The 17,134-nt window shown below is 34.9% G+C and carries 16 protein-coding genes; 15 read left to right on the forward strand and 1 reads right to left on the reverse strand.

The genetic code is table 11. The features are described from left to right. The first annotated feature begins 5 nt into the window (after positions 1-5). The 15 genes from tilS to clpX all read left to right on the forward strand — a co-directional run bounded on the left by tilS (position 6) and on the right by clpX (position 16,403). A complete protein-coding gene (gene tilS / locus ACQUQZ_RS05845; protein ID WP_435353849.1) occupies positions 6-1,385 on the forward strand; it encodes a tRNA lysidine(34) synthetase TilS in 1,380 nt (459 codons plus the stop codon). A 265-nt stretch (positions 1,386-1,650) separates the two neighbouring features. After that, on the forward strand, positions 1,651-3,966 hold the full coding sequence (locus ACQUQZ_RS05850; protein WP_435353850.1) for a carboxypeptidase regulatory-like domain-containing protein: 2,316 nt from the start codon (positions 1,651-1,653) through the stop codon (positions 3,964-3,966). Positions 3,967-4,220: 254 nt separating this feature from the next. Continuing rightward, positions 4,221-6,944, forward strand: a complete 2,724-nt coding sequence (locus tag ACQUQZ_RS05855; protein WP_435353851.1) for a WD40/YVTN/BNR-like repeat-containing protein — start codon at positions 4,221-4,223, stop codon at positions 6,942-6,944. Positions 6,945-7,015: 71 nt separating this feature from the next. After that, positions 7,016-7,438 (forward strand): hypothetical protein, encoded by a 423-nt coding sequence (locus tag ACQUQZ_RS05860; RefSeq protein WP_435353852.1) that lies wholly within the window; start codon positions 7,016-7,018, stop codon positions 7,436-7,438. Positions 7,439-7,583: 145 nt separating this feature from the next. After that, positions 7,584-8,654: a M42 family metallopeptidase gene (locus tag ACQUQZ_RS05865; protein WP_435353853.1), complete on the forward strand. Its 1,071-nt coding sequence runs from the start codon at positions 7,584-7,586 to the stop codon at positions 8,652-8,654. Between the two features lie 103 nt (positions 8,655-8,757). After that, positions 8,758-9,453 carry a DUF1361 domain-containing protein gene (locus ACQUQZ_RS05870; protein ID WP_435353854.1) on the forward strand — a complete coding sequence of 232 codons (696 nt, stop codon included), beginning with the start codon at positions 8,758-8,760 and terminating at the stop codon, positions 9,451-9,453. Further along, positions 9,428-9,784: a diacylglycerol kinase family protein gene (locus ACQUQZ_RS05875; RefSeq protein ID WP_435353855.1), complete on the forward strand. Its 357-nt coding sequence runs from the start codon at positions 9,428-9,430 to the stop codon at positions 9,782-9,784. Before ACQUQZ_RS05870 ends, ACQUQZ_RS05875 begins: the two co-directional genes overlap by 26 nt. Before the next feature lie 9 nt (positions 9,785-9,793). After that, entirely contained in the window at positions 9,794-10,750 is a 957-nt protein-coding gene (locus ACQUQZ_RS05880) for a nitrilase family protein (protein WP_435353856.1), read from the forward strand. A gap of 8 nt (positions 10,751-10,758) precedes the next feature. Continuing rightward, positions 10,759-11,406 (forward strand): hypothetical protein, encoded by a 648-nt coding sequence (locus ACQUQZ_RS05885; RefSeq protein WP_435353857.1) that lies wholly within the window; start codon positions 10,759-10,761, stop codon positions 11,404-11,406. A gap of 79 nt (positions 11,407-11,485) precedes the next feature. Then, on the forward strand, positions 11,486-11,779 hold the full coding sequence (locus tag ACQUQZ_RS05890; protein ID WP_435353858.1) for a winged helix-turn-helix domain-containing protein: 294 nt from the start codon (positions 11,486-11,488) through the stop codon (positions 11,777-11,779). A 66-nt stretch (positions 11,780-11,845) separates the two neighbouring features. Next, positions 11,846-13,348, forward strand: coding sequence for a DUF4153 domain-containing protein (locus tag ACQUQZ_RS05895; RefSeq protein ID WP_435353859.1), 1,503 nt, complete (start codon positions 11,846-11,848; stop codon positions 13,346-13,348). Between the two features lies 1 nt (position 13,349). Then, the gene (locus ACQUQZ_RS05900; RefSeq protein WP_435353861.1) at positions 13,350-13,766 is read left to right on the forward strand and encodes a hypothetical protein; all 417 of its coding nucleotides are present in this window, start codon (positions 13,350-13,352) and stop codon (positions 13,764-13,766) included. A 12-nt stretch (positions 13,767-13,778) separates the two neighbouring features. After that, positions 13,779-14,168, forward strand: coding sequence for a DUF2809 domain-containing protein (locus ACQUQZ_RS05905; RefSeq protein WP_435353862.1), 390 nt, complete (start codon positions 13,779-13,781; stop codon positions 14,166-14,168). A 2-nt stretch (positions 14,169-14,170) separates the two neighbouring features. After that, on the forward strand, positions 14,171-14,914 hold the full coding sequence (locus ACQUQZ_RS05910; protein WP_435353863.1) for an oxygenase MpaB family protein: 744 nt from the start codon (positions 14,171-14,173) through the stop codon (positions 14,912-14,914). A gap of 226 nt (positions 14,915-15,140) precedes the next feature. Next, entirely contained in the window at positions 15,141-16,403 is a 1,263-nt protein-coding gene (gene clpX / locus ACQUQZ_RS05915; RefSeq protein WP_435353864.1) for an ATP-dependent Clp protease ATP-binding subunit ClpX, read from the forward strand. An 82-nt stretch (positions 16,404-16,485) separates the two neighbouring features. On the opposite strand, the gene ACQUQZ_RS05920 is transcribed toward clpX, so the two are convergent. Beyond that, positions 16,486-17,103, reverse strand: coding sequence for an ABC transporter ATP-binding protein (locus tag ACQUQZ_RS05920; RefSeq protein ID WP_435353865.1), 618 nt, complete (start codon positions 17,101-17,103; stop codon positions 16,486-16,488). Positions 17,104-17,134 lie beyond the last annotated feature (31 nt).

The following is a 17,134-nucleotide window of genomic DNA, read 5'->3' on the forward strand; positions in this document are numbered from 1 at the left end:
CTTTGATGCTTCATGCCTTCTTAACATATATTAACGAGCAAAAATTATTTGAACCCACAGATAAGATTCTACTTACTGTCAGTGGAGGGAAGGATTCTATCACTTTATTTAATCTTTTTTGTAGGGCGAACCGCAGTGACGGCCGTTTCCAGTTCGCCGTAGCCCATTGCAACTTCCAACTTCGAGGTGAAGATTCAGTTGGAGATGAAAAATTTATAGAAGATTTGTGTAAAAAGCAAGGGATTACATTTCATACGACTAAATTTGAAACCAAGCAATTTGTCAAAAAAAATAAGGTATCTACGCAAATGGCTGCTCGAACTTTGCGTTATGCGTGGTTTGAGCAAATCAGACAAGAATTTAATTATACCTATATAGCCACAGCTCATCACCTCAACGACAGTATCGAAACTGTGCTTTTAAACCTCACAAAAGGCACAGGAATTTCTGGTTTAAGAGGAATTTTACCAAAAAACGGCTTTATTATTCGTCCACTTTTGTTTGCTTCAAGAGAGCAAATTGATAGTTATTTGGCTGAAAATCAATTGGTTTGGCGTGAAGATAGTTCCAATGCCTCTGATGATTATCAACGAAATTTATTGCGACATCAAGTAGTACCTATATTAAAAAAAATCAACCCTAATTTTGATGAAACTTTTGCTCGAAATTTAGAACGTATGCAGGCAGTAGAAGCTGATTTTCGTAGGAACTTGAATGCATTTAAAACCGACGTGTTGCGTGAAGAAAATGGGGTCTTTTTTTTGAGTATCTCTCAAATCAAGACGTATCAATCGGCTGCTTATTTTTTGGAAGAATTATTGAAAGATTTTGGTTTTAATTATTTTCAATCAAAAGAAATTTATCATTCGCTTGATGGCCTTTCTGGGAAAATATTTCATTCTTCTACACACACAATTTTGAAAGATAGGGAAGAATTAATCATAACCGACACGACAAGCCCACCCCAACCCTCTCCGATAGGGAGGGAGCAAGAGCAAAAATTACCAATTGCTGGAGGTTGGGAGGGCATATATACAGTAAAATTTGAAGGTAAAAACTTAAAGTTTTCATTAATTGATATGGCTGATTTTGATGCGAATTTTACCAAAAATAGTATGGTACTTTTTGTGGATTATGAAAAAATTGTCTTCCCTTTGATGCTCCGGAAGTGGCAAGAAGGCGATTGGTTTATCCCTTTCGGAATGAAAGGTAAGAAGAAAATTTCCGACTTTTTGATCGATAAAAAGATCTCGATGAATCTTAAAAAAAACATATTTTTACTTACTTCTGAAGACAAGATTTGTTGGGTAGTTGGTTATCGAGCAGATGATAGATTCAGAATCACTACTAACACTAAACGAGTGTTGAAAATTGAAATTATTTAACTAAATTAAGTAACTGTTTTTTATTGATAAATGCTTTAAAATGTTGGTTTTACTTAAATAAGTAGCGTTTTTTAATGATATTTCTCTTGTTTATTAATAACCTGTAACTAAGCAAGCAAAAAAACTACATAGCTTTAATACTCCCTTCTAATCAATTTGTTTAGCAGTTTTCTTCTTTGGCACGGGTTTTGAGCCCACATTAATATAACCTAAAAAAACAGTGAACTTTCGCTGCTTCCCGTAAAACTTTAAAAGTGCTTTATTCATGGAAAAATACAACATTGTACTGTTGGTATTATTTTGTTTAATAACCCAACAAATTGTCGCTCAAAGTGGTAGATTGAAGCTCGCTAATCGGAACTTTGAGAATATGAGCTACATTGAGGCAATCCGAAATTATGAGGATTTTCTCCGTACTGCCAAGAAAGGGATGCCTGAAACAAAGGAAGCCCTCACAAAGCTTGGATACAGTTATCGAAAAGTACAAGATTCAAGAAATGCAGAGAGAATTTATGCCGAAATAATCGAAAATTTTAGTAAAGATTTAGAGAGTGAAATCTATCTATATTATGCTCAAGCTTTAGCAAATAATGGCAAATATAAGGAATCTCAAAAAATGTATAGTCGCTATGGTCAAGAGCAAACGACCGATATGAGAGGTCGAAAGTTTACGGTAGCCTATATGGACAATAGTCGTTTTTATCAAGATTCTTCTTTGTATAAGGTTGATTATTTATATGCCTTGAATTCTCGACAATCTGATTTTAGCCCGATGTATTATAAAAACAGTTTAGTTTTTGTATCTTCAAGGGAAGAAGGAGGTGCTATTAAGCGAGTTTTTATGCAAAATCAAACACCATTTCTTGATTTATTCATGTTTCCTGACACCGCAGAATTAAGGAAAGATAATGTGATGGCAATGAAGCAAACCGGAGGAATAGGTGGTGGAAGTTCCACATTTAGTAGCTCAGAAAAAATAGAAGCCGTTGCGGCTGAAGAAAAACCTTTGTCGAAAATTGAGCAGTTTAGCAAAACCCTAAATACAAAATACCACGAAGGCCCAGTAACGTTCTTTAAGGATTATAAAAAAATGGTTTTTACCAGAAATAATTACAATAAAGGGAGAAGTAGAACAGGATCTGATGGAGTGAATAAATTGAAACTTTATATGGCCTATGAAAATGGTAGAAGTTGGGGAAATGTAAAGGAATTACCATTTAATAGCGATGATTATTCTTGTGGACATCCTGCACTTTCGCCAGATAATACAAAGCTTTATTTTGTTTCAGATATGCCAGGTGGCTTTGGTGGAACAGATATTTATGTAGTAGAATATCGCAATGATCAGTGGAGTTCGCCTGTAAATTTAGGTAGAGAAATCAACACAGAAGGCAATGAAATGTTTCCTTTTATGGACGATAATGGAAATATGTATTTTTCATCAGATGGGCATGAAGGACTTGGAGGATTAGATGTATTTTATGTAGAAATGCGTGAAGGTATTCCGATGAGTGATGTGCAGAACTTAGGAACGCCTATTAATTCTGAAAAAGATGATTTCGGTTTTATCACCGATGCCAATCGTTCGAGCGGTTATTTTAGCTCCAATCGCAAACGAGGTTTTGGGGATGATAATATTTATTCATTCCGTCGTGGCTGTCGCCAGTTGAATTTATTGGTTTATGATGCAGATACAAAACAACCATTAGAAAATGTAGATGTGAGATTATTAAAGAATGGGGTTAATAAAGAATTATTTGTGACAGCCTCAGATGGAAAAGTAAGTATTTGCTTAGAAACAGGAAGTGATTTTGAGTTTAAAGCTTTAAAAGAAGGCTATGAGGCAAATGGGATTTCTTATGGAACATTTGCTACGTCATTAAAAAACAAGACTTCTATTACGATTTACTTACAAAAATCTAAAGCTCCGATTGTGAAAGGAACAATTGTGGCAGAAGTCAATCAACAACCTATTCAAGGTGCCGTAGTAACACTTCAAAATGAGAAAGATGGTTCTGCCCAACAGGTTGTGACGGGTGCAGATGGAAAATATGAATTTCAAGCTAAAAAAGAAGGTGAATATTCGGTATCAGCGAGTAAGGACCGATATGCTGTGAATACAGAAAATTTAGGAAAAATAAAGCAAACTAAGAAAGGAAGTAAGACTGTTGAACAAGATTTAGGTTTAGTTGGTCAAGGAGATATTTTTAGATTAGATAATATTTATTATGATTATGGTCAATTTTTCATTAGACCTGATGCAGCCAAAGAATTGGAAACGAAATTGGTACCATTGTTAAAGAAATATTCGGATATGCGAATCGAGGTTCGCTCTCATACGGATAGTCGCTCCACCGATGCGTTTAATACCAAATTATCAGAAAATCGAGCAAGAGCTGTTGTTGATTACTTGGTAGCACGTGGTGTAGATATAAGTAGAATTGAAGCCAAAGGCTATGGCGAAAGTGAGTTATTGAATAATTGTAATGATGGTGTAGCTTGTACAGAAGCACAACACCAAGCCAATCGACGTACTGAATTTAAGATTTTAGCAATTTCGGCGGTGAGTATGAATAAGTAATTTTGCCATAAGCTATATATGCTTTAGGCTTTTTATTGAGATATACATTGCTTCAAGCGTATAGCCAAAAGCATATAGCAATAAAAGAGTAGTTTTTTTCATAGTTTAGGGTTAGGGTTTATTATTTTACTAAAAGCATCGCCAGATTGAGCGATGCTTTTTTGTTCAATTACCGCCTAGTAAATTTATTTGAATAATTGTGTAAATATTTTATAATTTTGAGTAGTTTTCACTACCCCCTTTCTATTAATTTTATGAAAAAAACACAAAACTTCATCAAAGGTGTAATTGTATTTGTTCTTTTAAATACAGTATTCTCAATTGAAGCTCAACAAAAAATTGACTTAATTAAGAATGAACCTGGAAAAATTAGAGGTCAGAAAGAAGCTGACGATGACCCAGAAGGAAGAAAAAATGCTGAATTAGAGCGTGTTTCTTTGCCAGATGGAAAAGTCCCTTATAATGAAATGATGAAAGCACAAGTACTTGTTGATGGTATTTTGAAAACCTATAGTGCTATCACTGGTATTGAATGGAAAGAAAGAGGCCCTAATAATATTGGTGGTCGGACACGTGCTTTGATGTTTGACCCAAATGATGCTACCCATAAAAAAGTTTGGGCAGGTGGCGTTGCAGGAGGAATTTGGTATAATACTGATATTACAAATGCAGCAACATCTTGGATAAAAGTAAATGATTTTTGGGACAATTTAGCAATTTCATGTATTGCCTACGACCCCTCTAATCCACAGGTATTTTATGTAGGAACAGGTGAAGGTTATGGTAATTCAGATGCTACAGCTGGAGGTGGAATTTGGAAAACTACCAATGGTGGAGCTACTTGGAAAAGACTATTAAGTACAATGCCCGATTTTAATGTAACAACTGGACTTGGTTATGCCTTTCAGAATATACAGAAAATTGTAGTCACCTCTACGGGAGTTGTTTATGCAGGTACGCAAGGTGGTTTGGCAAAATCAAGCGATGGCGGTAACACATGGACACTGATTACATCGGGTGGTTTACCTACTGTCATTACATCTTCGTTTGTTTCTGATATTGCTATCGGAACCGATGGAATACTATTTGTAGCTTATGGGCGATTTTATGATTCTGTTGGTCTGACTGGCACAAAAAGCCAAGTATATCGCTCTACTACCTCTGCAGGAACCACTTGGACAAACATCACTCCTGCAGGAATCCCTGCTAACAGTAGTCGAACATCCATTGCTTTAGCTGCATCAACCAGCGGAGCGACTCAAAAGATTTATGTACTTTCGCATAATTATTCAAATAATGGGGTAGGGTACTTTAAAAGCTCAATAGATGCAGGCACTACATGGACTACGACCATTACCCCTCCAAACAATGGATTAACACCCGATTATACTAATGGACAAGCGTGGTATGACTTGCCAATAAGTGTACATCCAACTAATCCTAATATTGTAATCGTTGGTGGAGCAACTCATGCCCGTAGCATTGATGGAGGAGTCACTTGGTACACTTTTGAATATTGCTATTTAAATGATTCTCAACCATTAATTTGTGCTCCAGCAGCAACTTGTATTCATCCCGACCATCATGCTTTTCTTTTTCGCCCAGGTAGCCTTAATGAAGTGGTGATGGCAAATGATGGCGGCGTTTTTTACTCTTCTAATTATGGCGATAATACTGTGGTTTTGCCCGCTGGTTTAGTTTTCGGTGAAAGGAATAAAGACTATAATGTTACACAATATTATAATGCGGCAATTGCTAATACTGCCAATGATGGGTATGTATATGCTGGAGCTCAAGACAATGGAACGCATATTATCAGAACTTCACCGAATGTCATTGGTTGCGGAGCAATAGCCAACGGAGGTGATGGAGTAGCGGCTTTAGTTGATCAAAATGATCCAAATACTGTAATAATGTCGTATGTTTATGCCAATCATTATTTGTTTGATAGAGAAGGAAATTATAAAAAAACCTTAGTTGGATTAAATAATGGAACTTTTATTAATCCCTGTGATTTTGATTCTCCTGCCAATGTTTTTTGGACCTATGGGGGGCAGGCAAGTGGATCAGGTTTTATTAGAACTTATCTTTATCGAGTTGATGGCATCACAGGGGGCGTTTCAAACGCCAGTACAAGACCTTACTTTGATGTTGCAACGCCTGCAAATTTGGCTCCGAATTTAAGGTTTATAAAAGTTGCTAAAGCAGCAAACACACTTTTTGTGGGTACTGGGAATGGAGAAGTCTATAAGCTTGTCTATACTTCTCCTTCATTGGTTTTAACTGCTACAAAAATAATGACAGGCTTGACAGGATTCATTTCGTGTATTGATATTGGAGCAACCGATAATGAATTAATAGTTACCTCTTCAACTTTTAGTGTTAAATCAGTATATTATACCAACAATGGAGGTACAACTTGGACAAGTAAGGATGAATCAACTTATGGGCTTCCTAATATTCCTGTAAGGTATGCATTGTTTAATCCCCTAAACTATAAACAAGTATTGATTTCAACCGACATGGGAGTTTGGTCAACCAATGATATTACTGCCGTAAATCCTGGCTGGGCTTTAACAAACTCAGGACTTGCTCATGTTCGTTGCGAGTCAATGCGTTATCGCTCGGCAGATAATACTGTAATATTGGCAACGCATGGTAGAGGTACTTTTACAACAAAGTTATCAGCTACTCCTTTATGCCAAAATACTTATACGCTTATCTCTCCTTATGACAACAAAACCACTGGCACTTCTGTATATCAGGCATCACAGACAATATCGGCAACTAATAAAATACAAACAGGTGCGAATGTAACGTATAAAGCAGGAAAATACATTGAACTAAAACCAACCAATCCAAATGATGGTGGCCCAGGTTTTTTGGCTGATACTGGCTCAGTATTCTATGCTTACATTACAGGTTGTGTTGCATCAATTGTTGCTCCTCCAGATGCCCCAGAAGAAACTAAAAAATAATTTTTATATAATTCCAACTATTTGCACGAATTTTGAATCATATCTTTTAATGAACTAAAATATTTATTCAAATGAAAAAGGTAATATTGTCAATCGTCATTAGCGTTTTTTATCTGAGTTGCGGAAAAATAGAGGTGCTTCCAGAAGGAACAATAGAAGGAAGATTTGAAATAGGTCCTCTTTGTGGCGTCGAGCCAATAACTGCTGATGAGCAGCATCCATGTGGATTGAGCTTTGAAGCCTTAGATAAAATTTATGAAGTTTATAAGGTACAATTAATCAATACCAACACATCGGCCGTTGTCGCTGAAAAGAAAATGGACCATACAGGTATGTTTAGCTTTACTGTTCCTGAAGGTTCATATAACTTGGATTATACACCACATATTCTGTATGGTAGTAATAAACCAAGTTCAGATAAAGCCATTAATTTGGCAGTAAAGGCAAGCCAAGTAACAACTGTAAATATTACAGTAAATACAGGACTGAGATAATATAAAATTTGATTATTATCCAAGGAAAGCATCGCCATTGAGAGCGATGCTTTTTTGTTTAAAAACTCTAAGGTTTTTTCATGCGATAAGATTACTTTTGAAGAAAAATCCAGAAAAAGGCAAACAATACATAATACAGAAGAAAATGGCAGAAAAAAACATTGAATTTCTTTACAAATACCTAAATAATGCTTCTCCAACTGGCTTTGAAGCTCCAGGACAGCAAATTTGGTTGGATTATATCAAACCTTATATTGACGAACAGATCATTGATGTTTATGGTACTGCGGTGGGCGTAATAAATCCTGGCCAACCTTATAAAGTAGTCATTGAAGCTCATTCTGACGAAATTTCTTGGTTTGTTAATTATATTACTGAAGATGGTTACATTTATGTTCGTCGCAATGGTGGTTCTGATCATCAAATCGCTCCATCAAAAAGAGTAAATATTCATACCCGTAAAGGTATTGTGAAAGGCATTTTTGGCTGGCCTGCAATTCATGTGCGTGAAGCAGCTACCGAAGAAAAACCAACGCTAAAAAATATTTTTATTGATGTAGGTGCTGCTAAAAAGGCAGAGGTAGAAGAAATGGGTATCCATGTGGGTTGTGTGATTACTTTTGAAGATTCTTTGATGGAGTTGAATAGCAAATTCTATGTAGGACGTGCTTTAGATAATCGAATGGGTGGCTATATTGTGGCAGAAGTAGCACGAAAATTGAAAGAAAACAATATCACTTTGCCTTTTACACTTTATGTCGTGAATGCTGTACAAGAAGAAATAGGCTTGCGTGGTTCAGAAATGATTTCTCGCCGATTAAAGCCCGATGTGGCAATATGTTGCGATGTTATCCATGATACACAATCGCCCATGTATAATAAAAAAACAGATGGTGATTTGGCTTGTGGTAAAGGCCCAGTTTTAACTTATGGCCCAGCTGTTCAAAATAATTTATTGAATTTTATCATTGATGTAGCCAACGAAAAAAGCATTCCTTTTCAGAGAGCCGCAGCCAGTCGTTCCACAGGAACTGACACTGATTCATTTGCTTATTCGGCAGAAGGTGTAGCATCAGCATTGATTTCTTTGCCACAAAAATATATGCACACTACCGTAGAAATGTGCCATAAAGACGATATTAATGCTTGTATTGAAATGTATTATGAAGTTTTGTTGAAGTTAGAAGCAGGACAAGACTTTAGGTATATCAAGTAAACATAAGCTATTAATATTTAGTTTTTGAAAAAATATTTCCAAAAATACTTGGAAATATTTTTTATATAAAGTTACTTTGTAACACAAAGTTCTTTTTAAAATAATGTATCTAAGAAAAATCCAAATATCATTCTCAATTAGCAGAGCAACGTTAAGTTTAGTTTTACTAACCTTTCTAAGTTGCATTTTACTGATAATCAGGGTAGTAGAAACACAACAATTGCGAGGATTATTTCTCCTTTGGAATCTTTTTTTGGCTTGGATGCCTTTGTTTTTTGCACTTATGGCAAGAAGAATGGCTTCTTCAAAATCAGCAATTACTAAATCCAAACAAATACTTATCTATACAACTTTAGCATTATGGCTTTTATTTTTTCCTAATTCACCTTATATTATTACAGATTTAATACACTTGGGTGAATACAATAATCAAATTCTGTGGTTCGATACTGTTGGCTTTTTTATTGCAGCTTTGGCAGGAATGGCAACGGGACTTTATTCGCTCTATGTGGCTCATCAGGTACTTAATCAATTGCTTAGCAGCTTAATAGCTTGGGTAATCATCTCTATAAGTATTATACTTTCGGGTTTTGGTTTATATTTAGGGCGATTTGTTCGCTTCAATAGTTGGGATTTATTTACCAATCCTTTCCATTTATTTCGTCAATCGTTGCATGAAATGAGAAATCCATTGGCGATGCAAACAACGATGGTTTTTACGCTGGTTGTGATGGTATTATATATTTCTATGATTATCTTAATTCCCAATCGCCATGCAAGTATTAAAAATGTTGCGTAGCTTTAAGTATGCTATTCGAGGATTAGATTTTTTGGTTGAAGAAAATAATACAAAATTTCATTTATTAGCTGCTATAATTGTTTCATTAGTAGGATTTTATGTAAAACTGTCAGCTAATGAATGGGCAATTGTTATTATTCAAATCGGTATTGTGTTAGCTGCAGAAGCATTTAATACAGCCATCGAAAAACTCAGTGATTTTGTTTCACCTGAGCATCAAATACTCATCGGGAAAGTAAAAGATTTATCGGCAGCAGCAGTTTTGATTGTTTCAGTTATTGCTGTAATTATTGGAATTATTATATTTTTGCCAAAGATTTTAAGCATTTAAGAAATAAAAATGAACGACTTGAAGATTGCTACGGCACAATTTGAAAATAAAAGTGGTGATAAAAGCTATAATCTTGAAATGATTAGACAATTATCATTCAAGGCGGCTCAGGAAGGGGCTGATGTCATTGCGTTTCATGAATGTTCGATTACTGGTTATACTTTTGCTCGCCATCTATCGAAAGAACAGATGTTGGAAGTAGCAGAAATTATTCCCGAAGGGCCAAGTATTCAGCAGTTGATTGAAATCGCAAAAGCCAATAATATCGTAGTTTTAGCAGGCTTGTTTGAAAAAGATATTGATGATAAATTATACAAAGCTTATGTTTGTGTTGATAAAAATGGCTTGGTAGCAAAATACAGAAAATTACATCCTTTTATTAATCCACACCTCACGCCTGGCAATGAATATGTAGTTTTCGACTTGCTCGGTTGGAAATGTGGCATTTTGATTTGTTATGATAATAACATTATTGAAAATGTGAGGGCAACTAATTTATTGGGAGCGGATATTATTTTTATGCCGCATGTAACCATGTGTACGCCTTCAACTCGACCAGGAGCTGGTTTTGTTGACCCAAAATTATGGGAAAATCGGGAGCAAGATCCTACTTCTTTGAGAATTGAATTTGATGGTTTAAAAGGACGTGCTTGGTTGATGAAATGGCTACCCGCAAGAGCTTATGATAATGCTATTTATGCGATTTTCTCCAATCCAATTGGTATGGATGATGACCAACTTAAAAATGGTTGCTCAATGATCATTGATCCTTTTGGAGATATAATTGCCGAATGTCGCAATCTTGGAAATGATATTGCCATGGCTGTTTGTACGGCTGAAAAACTTAAACAAGCGGGTGGTTATCGCTATAAGAAAGCACGAAGAACAGAGCTATATAAAGATATTTTAGTAAAGGATAATATTTCTGAACAAAAAGTTGTTTGGATGTCCAACGAAAACCTGTAATTTACAACATGAACGAACATCTCGAAAATCTCAAAGAAATTCGCTCCTTGATGGAACGCTCCTCGAAATTCCTTTCCTTGAGTGGACTTTCGGGTATTTCTGCTGGAATATGTGCATTAATTGGAGCTTGGTATGCTTATGCCAAACTTAATGTTGATGGCTCAAGTGTATTAAGTAATCCAGAGATTAGGCATGAAGTTGTGCCGCAATTGGTTATAGGAGCGTTATTTGTTTTATTTTTTGCCTTTTTGTTTGGAGTATTGTTTACTGTTAGAAAAGCAAGGAAACAAGGGCTAAATGTTTGGAATAGAACCTCAAAACTACTATTACTCAACCTTATGATTCCATTAGGTGCAGGAGGAGGCTTTTGTTTGGGAATGCTTTATCATGGTTTTTTTTGGTTGTGTTTTCCCGCCACACTCGTTTTCTATGGTGTAGCATTGGTTAGTGCCAGCAAATACACTTTACATGATATTTTTTATTTGGGAATTGCTGAAATAGTTTTAGGAATTATTGCTTTGTTTTTAGCAAAATATAATCTCATTTGTTGGGCAATTGGATTTGGAGTTTTGCACATTGTTTATGGTACCGTAATGTATTTTAAATATGATATTGCTCCAAAACATCGAGAATTACATTCTCCAATTGAGGATTAGGGTGTATTTAATTGATTGATTATCAGTATTTTATAAGCTAAAAGCTAACTGCTAAGCGGAACGCCGCCCGTAGCCAATTATGCAAATATTACAAAACTTCAATAAAGCATTTGAAAGCAAAGCTCGACTGGGAATAATGTCGGTGCTAATGGTTAATGACGAGGTAAGTTTCATTGTTTTGAAAGACCTCTTGTCTTTGACTGATGGTAATTTAGCAACGCATTTACGAGCTTTAGAGGAAGCAAATTATATTACATTTAAGAAAGAATTTATCGGACGCAAACCAAGTACGGTTTATAGCGTGACCGATGAAGGGAAAACTGCTTTTGAACAGCACCTCAATGAGTTAGAAAAGTTTATTAAAGGGGGATAATTGTTTTTTTTGTATATATACTTTGTGTTACAAAGTTCTTTTTAATACATTTAAATAAAAACTTAGATGAAAAAACAGACAATTCAGATCACAAGCCTAATGGTGCTGCCACTGCTTTTCAATGCAATATTTTGGAAAGAAGATTTTGGGATTAATCTATTGATATTCAGTAGTTTAGTGATGTTTATCTTAGCGTTTTTTTTGTTTCCAGAAAGCATCAATAAACGAAATGTACAAATATCAATGCTACTTACTTTGCTATCTGGTCTGATGGTGATTGTGCACAATTCGGTGGTGAGCAAGATGGGGCATTTAGCTTCGTTTTTTCTGATGATTGGTTTTATGCAAGAAAATCGTTCAAAGACAGTTTTTGAAGCTGCTTTACAATATATTATCAATTATTTTGGAACATTTATTGAAGCCCCCAAACATTTGCAACGAGCTTCCGAGTTGGTGTTTGGTGAGAATAAACTTGCAAAAATCATCAGCCGAAACCTTTATTTAGCTATTATTCCAATCTTAGTTTTTGGGGTGTTTTTCTTGATTTTCTTTAATGCTAACCCTGTTTTTAATGAATTAGTTAGTAATTCATGGCTGTATCTTTCCAATTTATTTAGCCTGTCTTTCGATGAAGCTACTTGGGGTCGAATTGTCTTTTTCTTCTTTGGTACTTATTTCGTATTCAGTGCTTTATTCGACTGGGAAATTTCAAAAAACCTCCTGACGTTTTTTGCAAGAAATGAACATATCACGCCATCCGAAGATATTTCAGAAAAGAAATCAAACTACCAACGCAATGAATATAAAATTGCTTTGATGCTCATTGGCTCGGTGAATATTTTACTGTTGATTATCAATATCATAGATATTAATTTTCTTTGGTTTAGTTTTGATTATTCGCAGGCAGGAAATCTTTCAAAGTTGGTACACGAAGGTACAGGAACGCTAATTTTAAGTATTTTCTTATCGATTGCTATTTTGCTATACTATTTCCGAAAAGACCTCAATTTTTATCAAAATAATAAGCTTTTGAAATATGTAGCTTACGCATGGATTGTTCAAAATATGATTTTGATAATTTCTGTTAGTCTGCGAAACTACTATTACATTAATTTCTATGGACTTACGCATTTACGTATCGGTGTTGGGCTTTTCTTACTAATCACGCTAATAGGATTGGTTACTTTATGGATGAAAATTAGAGATTTAAAGTCATTTTTCTATATGTTTCGTGTAAATACTTGGGCTTTGTATATAGTTTGGGTGGGTTTGACATTGGTTAATTGGGATGTGCTGATTGCTCGTTATAATCTTGCTAATACCTTTAGAAATGGAGTAGATTATGAGTATTTACTCACACTTTCAAACAAAACCTTGCCAATTATCTACGAAAATCGTACTCAACTACCTGAAACAAATCAAAATAGATTGAAAGTAAGAACAGAACAGTATTTTAAGCATCAAGATGGCTATACTTGGTGTTCATGGAATTTGGCGGATGCTGCTGCAATCGAAAAACTAAAAACCCAAATGGCAACTGACCCAATTATTACACCTAAAGCAAACTAAGATGGAGCAAGAGGAACTTTGGGTTAGGGTTTTAAAAAGGTTGAATATTTTGCCTTTAGTTGTTTGTTCTGTGTTGTTGATAGCATTGCTTGGAACATTTAAAGAAATTCAATTTATTCTGATAGCGTTATTTGGTGTAATATCTTATTCTATGGTTTATTTTGTTGAATTGGAGGAACAACAGCAAGTTAAAATGATTTGGATTTGGGCATTAAATCTGATTTCGACTACCATTTGGTTGATAATCTTCTCTAAATTGGCAGTAATGATGTTGATCACAATTGATATTTTTCCAATTCTATTGAGTGTCTTTATTGTTGGCTATCCATTATATATGCTTTATTACAATTTTAGGCTATTCATGAACGAAATTTCAAAACCAGAATTGTGTGACGGATTTCCTAATCCGTCTTACTAAAAACTATCAATTATGTTCACATTTAATCTAAAACCTTTTATCATTTTCCTCTTATTATTTCTAACAGAAGTAATGATTGCTATTTTCATGCATGATGCTATCATTCGTCCAATTTTTGGAGATTTTTTAGCGGTGATTACGTTATATTACTTGTTGAAATCATTTCTAACGTTCAATAATCTCTCCCTTATTTTGGGTAGTCTTTGTTTTGCTTATTTGCTTGAATTTTTGCAGTATATTGATTTTTTGACTTTTACAGGTTTGAAAGATTATAAAATCATTGCAGTTGTACTTGGTACTTCATTCAGTTGGGGCGATATCGTTGCTTATACTTTTGGAGCTTTATTTATTATGCTTTCAGAAAAACAATTGAAAAATCAAATCATTCAGAAAATCTTTTAATCATGGCCAAGAATGCAATAGTTCGTCAAATTTGGGGAAATGCTGATACGATTTTGTTTATTTTCGGTGGAGCAGCGGCCGAATTTTCACTCAATAAAGCAGTTGATTGGCTATATTTTACAGGAAAATTGCCTGCCGACCCTTTGGGTAGGCTATTTTCAACAGTGGTTTATGCCCAACAAATTCTCTTTTTAGATGAAGAATCAGCTTTGAGAGCAATTGATAAAATTACGGCTATTCATCATGCAGTGGAGGAAAATAGAGGTATGAAAATTCCAGATTGGGCCTATCGTGATGTTCTTTTTATGCTCATACATTACTCAATTTCTGCCTTTGAATTGCTCGAAAGAAAATTGACTGGGGTTGAAAAAGAAGAAATTTTTGAGGTTTTTTTTCGAGTAGGTAAACGAATGAATTTAAAAGATTTACCTCAAAATTATCAAGATTGGTTGGTAGTTCGTGAGCAGCATCTTCAAGAGAATTTATTAAAAAGTGATTTTACAATGGATTTATACAAGCAATATAAAAAACATTTAGGCTTCTTACGATATATGATTTTGTTGGAAGGACAAAAGTTGGTTGTACCTTTTCATGTAAAAAAACTATTGAACTTTAGTAGTATTTCCATACTGCCGATTTTCTTATGGTTTTATAAAATTAGCCGAAAACTTAAATTTGATAAGTTATTAAAATCAGCTTTATTACCATCTGATTATAAACAGCAAATTTTTGCTTTAGATATGTAAATAAGTACAGGTTCTGTTAGGGTTTAGTTGGTAAAAGCCATTTGAATTTTAGATGGCTTTTCTGCTAGTTTTTATTAGCGGTTTGTTAAATTATATAAAGTTTATTATCAAATAAAAAGATAGAATAGCATTCTACATTCTTAATTCTACATTCTTCATTGTGCTTTAGCACCTAAACCCAAACATTTTTTGTAATTTTGTAAGATAATCAAAAAAATACGCTCGAATGAATGTTGGACAAGCATATTGCTCTTTTTGTGGCAGACGTAAAAACGAAGTTGAATTACTAATATCAGGAACTGAGGCAAATATTTGTAATTATTGTGTGGAACAAGGTTTTCAGTTGGTTCAACAAGAATTGCATGGTGGAGTAGCTCCTCAGAAAAAAGAAAAAAAGAAGAAAACAGAATTACCAAAGTTTGATTTAAGACCACCCGCTCAGTTAAAAGGGCATCTAGACCAATACATTATTGGACAAGATGAAGCAAAAAAAGTTTTGAGCGTAGCGGTTTATAATCATTACAAGCGATTGACTCAGCCTAAAAGAGATGATGATGTAATGATTGAAAAATCGAATATTATCATGGTTGGCGAGACAGGAACTGGTAAAACTTATTTGGCTCGTACCATTGCCAAAGTTTTACAAGTGCCATTTGCTATTGCTGACGCCACTGTTTTGACAGAAGCTGGTTATGTGGGTGAAGATGTAGAGAGTATTTTGAGTCGATTGCTTCAAGCTGCTGACTTTAATGTTGAATTGGCTGAAAGAGGCATTGTTTATATTGATGAGATTGATAAAATTGCTCGTAAAGGCGATAACCCCTCTATCACGCGTGATGTAAGTGGAGAAGGTGTACAACAGGGACTTTTGAAATTATTGGAAGGCTCGATTGTGAGTGTGCCACCACAAGGCGGACGTAAGCACCCAGAACAAAAGTTGATTCAAATCAATACTGAAAATATCCTTTTTATTTGTGGTGGAGCTTTTGATGGCATCGACCGCCATATCGGAAAACGTATGAATACTCGCCCGATTGGTTTCTCAAATGGCGGAAAAAATGTCGAACTTTCGAGTGATACCAGCTTATTACGCTTCGTAACACAACAAGATTTAAAATCTTTTGGCCTTATTCCTGAGTTGATAGGACGTTTGCCTTTGCTTACTTACCTCAATCCACTTGACCGTGAAGCACTCCGCCGTATTTTGACTGAACCAAAAAATGCTTTGGTAAAACAGTATAAAAAACTTTTTGCAATGGAAGACGTTGTACTTGAGTTTTCGGATGAAGTACTTGAGTTTATTGTTGACCAAGCTATGGAATATAAATTGGGAGCAAGAGGTTTACGCTCGGTTTGTGAAGCAATTATGACTGATATTATGTACGAAATTCCTTCCGATAAAACCATTAAAAACTTTACGATTACACTTGATTATGCTCAAAATATGTTTGAGCGTTCGGCATTTTTTCAGTTGAAAATGGTTGCCTAGATAGTCACAAAATAGGTAAAACAAAAATACGCTGAAAGCTAAACTTAGCTTTCAGCGTATTTTTGTTTTAAAGTAAACAGGATTATTTAAAATCCCTTACATCAATTATGTTTTTGCAAAAGCTATATTCATTTGGTTGATTGGAACAAATGATAAGTAGGCGATTGGCTGTATGTTTTTCAATTTGTTCTAAATACCATGCTATACCTTGAGCATCAAGATTAGAAGTTGGCTCGTCAAGCAAAATGACTGGGGATTCTGAAAAGAAAGCCAAGCCTAATTTAAGACGTTGCTTCATTCCAGATGAAAAATTCTTAACAGTTTTATCTTTGTGTGCCGAAAGTTGTAATAAATCAATCAATTGCGTAGCCGAAATATTATCTTTAAAAGCCTTGAATTTTTGATGAAATTCTACGGATTCTTGCAGCGTAAACTCTTCAACCAATTCAAGATAAGGTGCTGCAATGACGATTTTTTTGAAAATATCATCAACACTGACTTTCTGATTAGCAACTTGATAGCTAATGTTTCCTTCAGTGTGAGGCATCACGCCAGCAAGTACTTGTAAAAGCGTAGATTTTCCGCTGCCATTTGGCCCTACAAAAGTATAGCTATTTCCAAGTTCAAAAGATAGATTTACCTTTCGGAAAATCCATTCTTTGCGAAACTTTTTGCCAAGATTTTCTAACAGAATTTTCATTAAGTATTAAACTCCCCTTTAGGGGCAGGGG

The sequence above is a fragment of the Emticicia sp. SJ17W-69 genome (assembly GCF_051209875.1).
Taxonomy (GTDB): Bacteria; Bacteroidota; Bacteroidia; order Cytophagales; family Spirosomataceae; genus Emticicia.

Coding starts and splice junctions, on each gene's coding strand:
- tilS (WP_435353849.1), top strand. CDS start 6: ATGCTTCATGCCTTCTTAACATATATTAACGAGCAAAAATTATTTGAA.
- ACQUQZ_RS05850 (WP_435353850.1), top strand. CDS start 1,651: ATGGAAAAATACAACATTGTACTGTTGGTATTATTTTGTTTAATAACC.
- ACQUQZ_RS05855 (WP_435353851.1), top strand. CDS start 4,221: ATGAAAAAAACACAAAACTTCATCAAAGGTGTAATTGTATTTGTTCTT.
- ACQUQZ_RS05860 (WP_435353852.1), top strand. CDS start 7,016: ATGAAAAAGGTAATATTGTCAATCGTCATTAGCGTTTTTTATCTGAGT.
- ACQUQZ_RS05865 (WP_435353853.1), top strand. CDS start 7,584: ATGGCAGAAAAAAACATTGAATTTCTTTACAAATACCTAAATAATGCT.
- ACQUQZ_RS05870 (WP_435353854.1), top strand. CDS start 8,758: ATGTATCTAAGAAAAATCCAAATATCATTCTCAATTAGCAGAGCAACG.
- ACQUQZ_RS05875 (WP_435353855.1), top strand. CDS start 9,428: ATGCAAGTATTAAAAATGTTGCGTAGCTTTAAGTATGCTATTCGAGGA.
- ACQUQZ_RS05880 (WP_435353856.1), top strand. CDS start 9,794: ATGAACGACTTGAAGATTGCTACGGCACAATTTGAAAATAAAAGTGGT.
- ACQUQZ_RS05885 (WP_435353857.1), top strand. CDS start 10,759: ATGAACGAACATCTCGAAAATCTCAAAGAAATTCGCTCCTTGATGGAA.
- ACQUQZ_RS05890 (WP_435353858.1), top strand. CDS start 11,486: ATGCAAATATTACAAAACTTCAATAAAGCATTTGAAAGCAAAGCTCGA.
- ACQUQZ_RS05895 (WP_435353859.1), top strand. CDS start 11,846: ATGAAAAAACAGACAATTCAGATCACAAGCCTAATGGTGCTGCCACTG.
- ACQUQZ_RS05900 (WP_435353861.1), top strand. CDS start 13,350: ATGGAGCAAGAGGAACTTTGGGTTAGGGTTTTAAAAAGGTTGAATATT.
- ACQUQZ_RS05905 (WP_435353862.1), top strand. CDS start 13,779: ATGTTCACATTTAATCTAAAACCTTTTATCATTTTCCTCTTATTATTT.
- ACQUQZ_RS05910 (WP_435353863.1), top strand. CDS start 14,171: ATGGCCAAGAATGCAATAGTTCGTCAAATTTGGGGAAATGCTGATACG.
- clpX (WP_435353864.1), top strand. CDS start 15,141: ATGAATGTTGGACAAGCATATTGCTCTTTTTGTGGCAGACGTAAAAAC.
- ACQUQZ_RS05920 (WP_435353865.1), bottom strand. CDS start 17,103: ATGAAAATTCTGTTAGAAAATCTTGGCAAAAAGTTTCGCAAAGAATGG.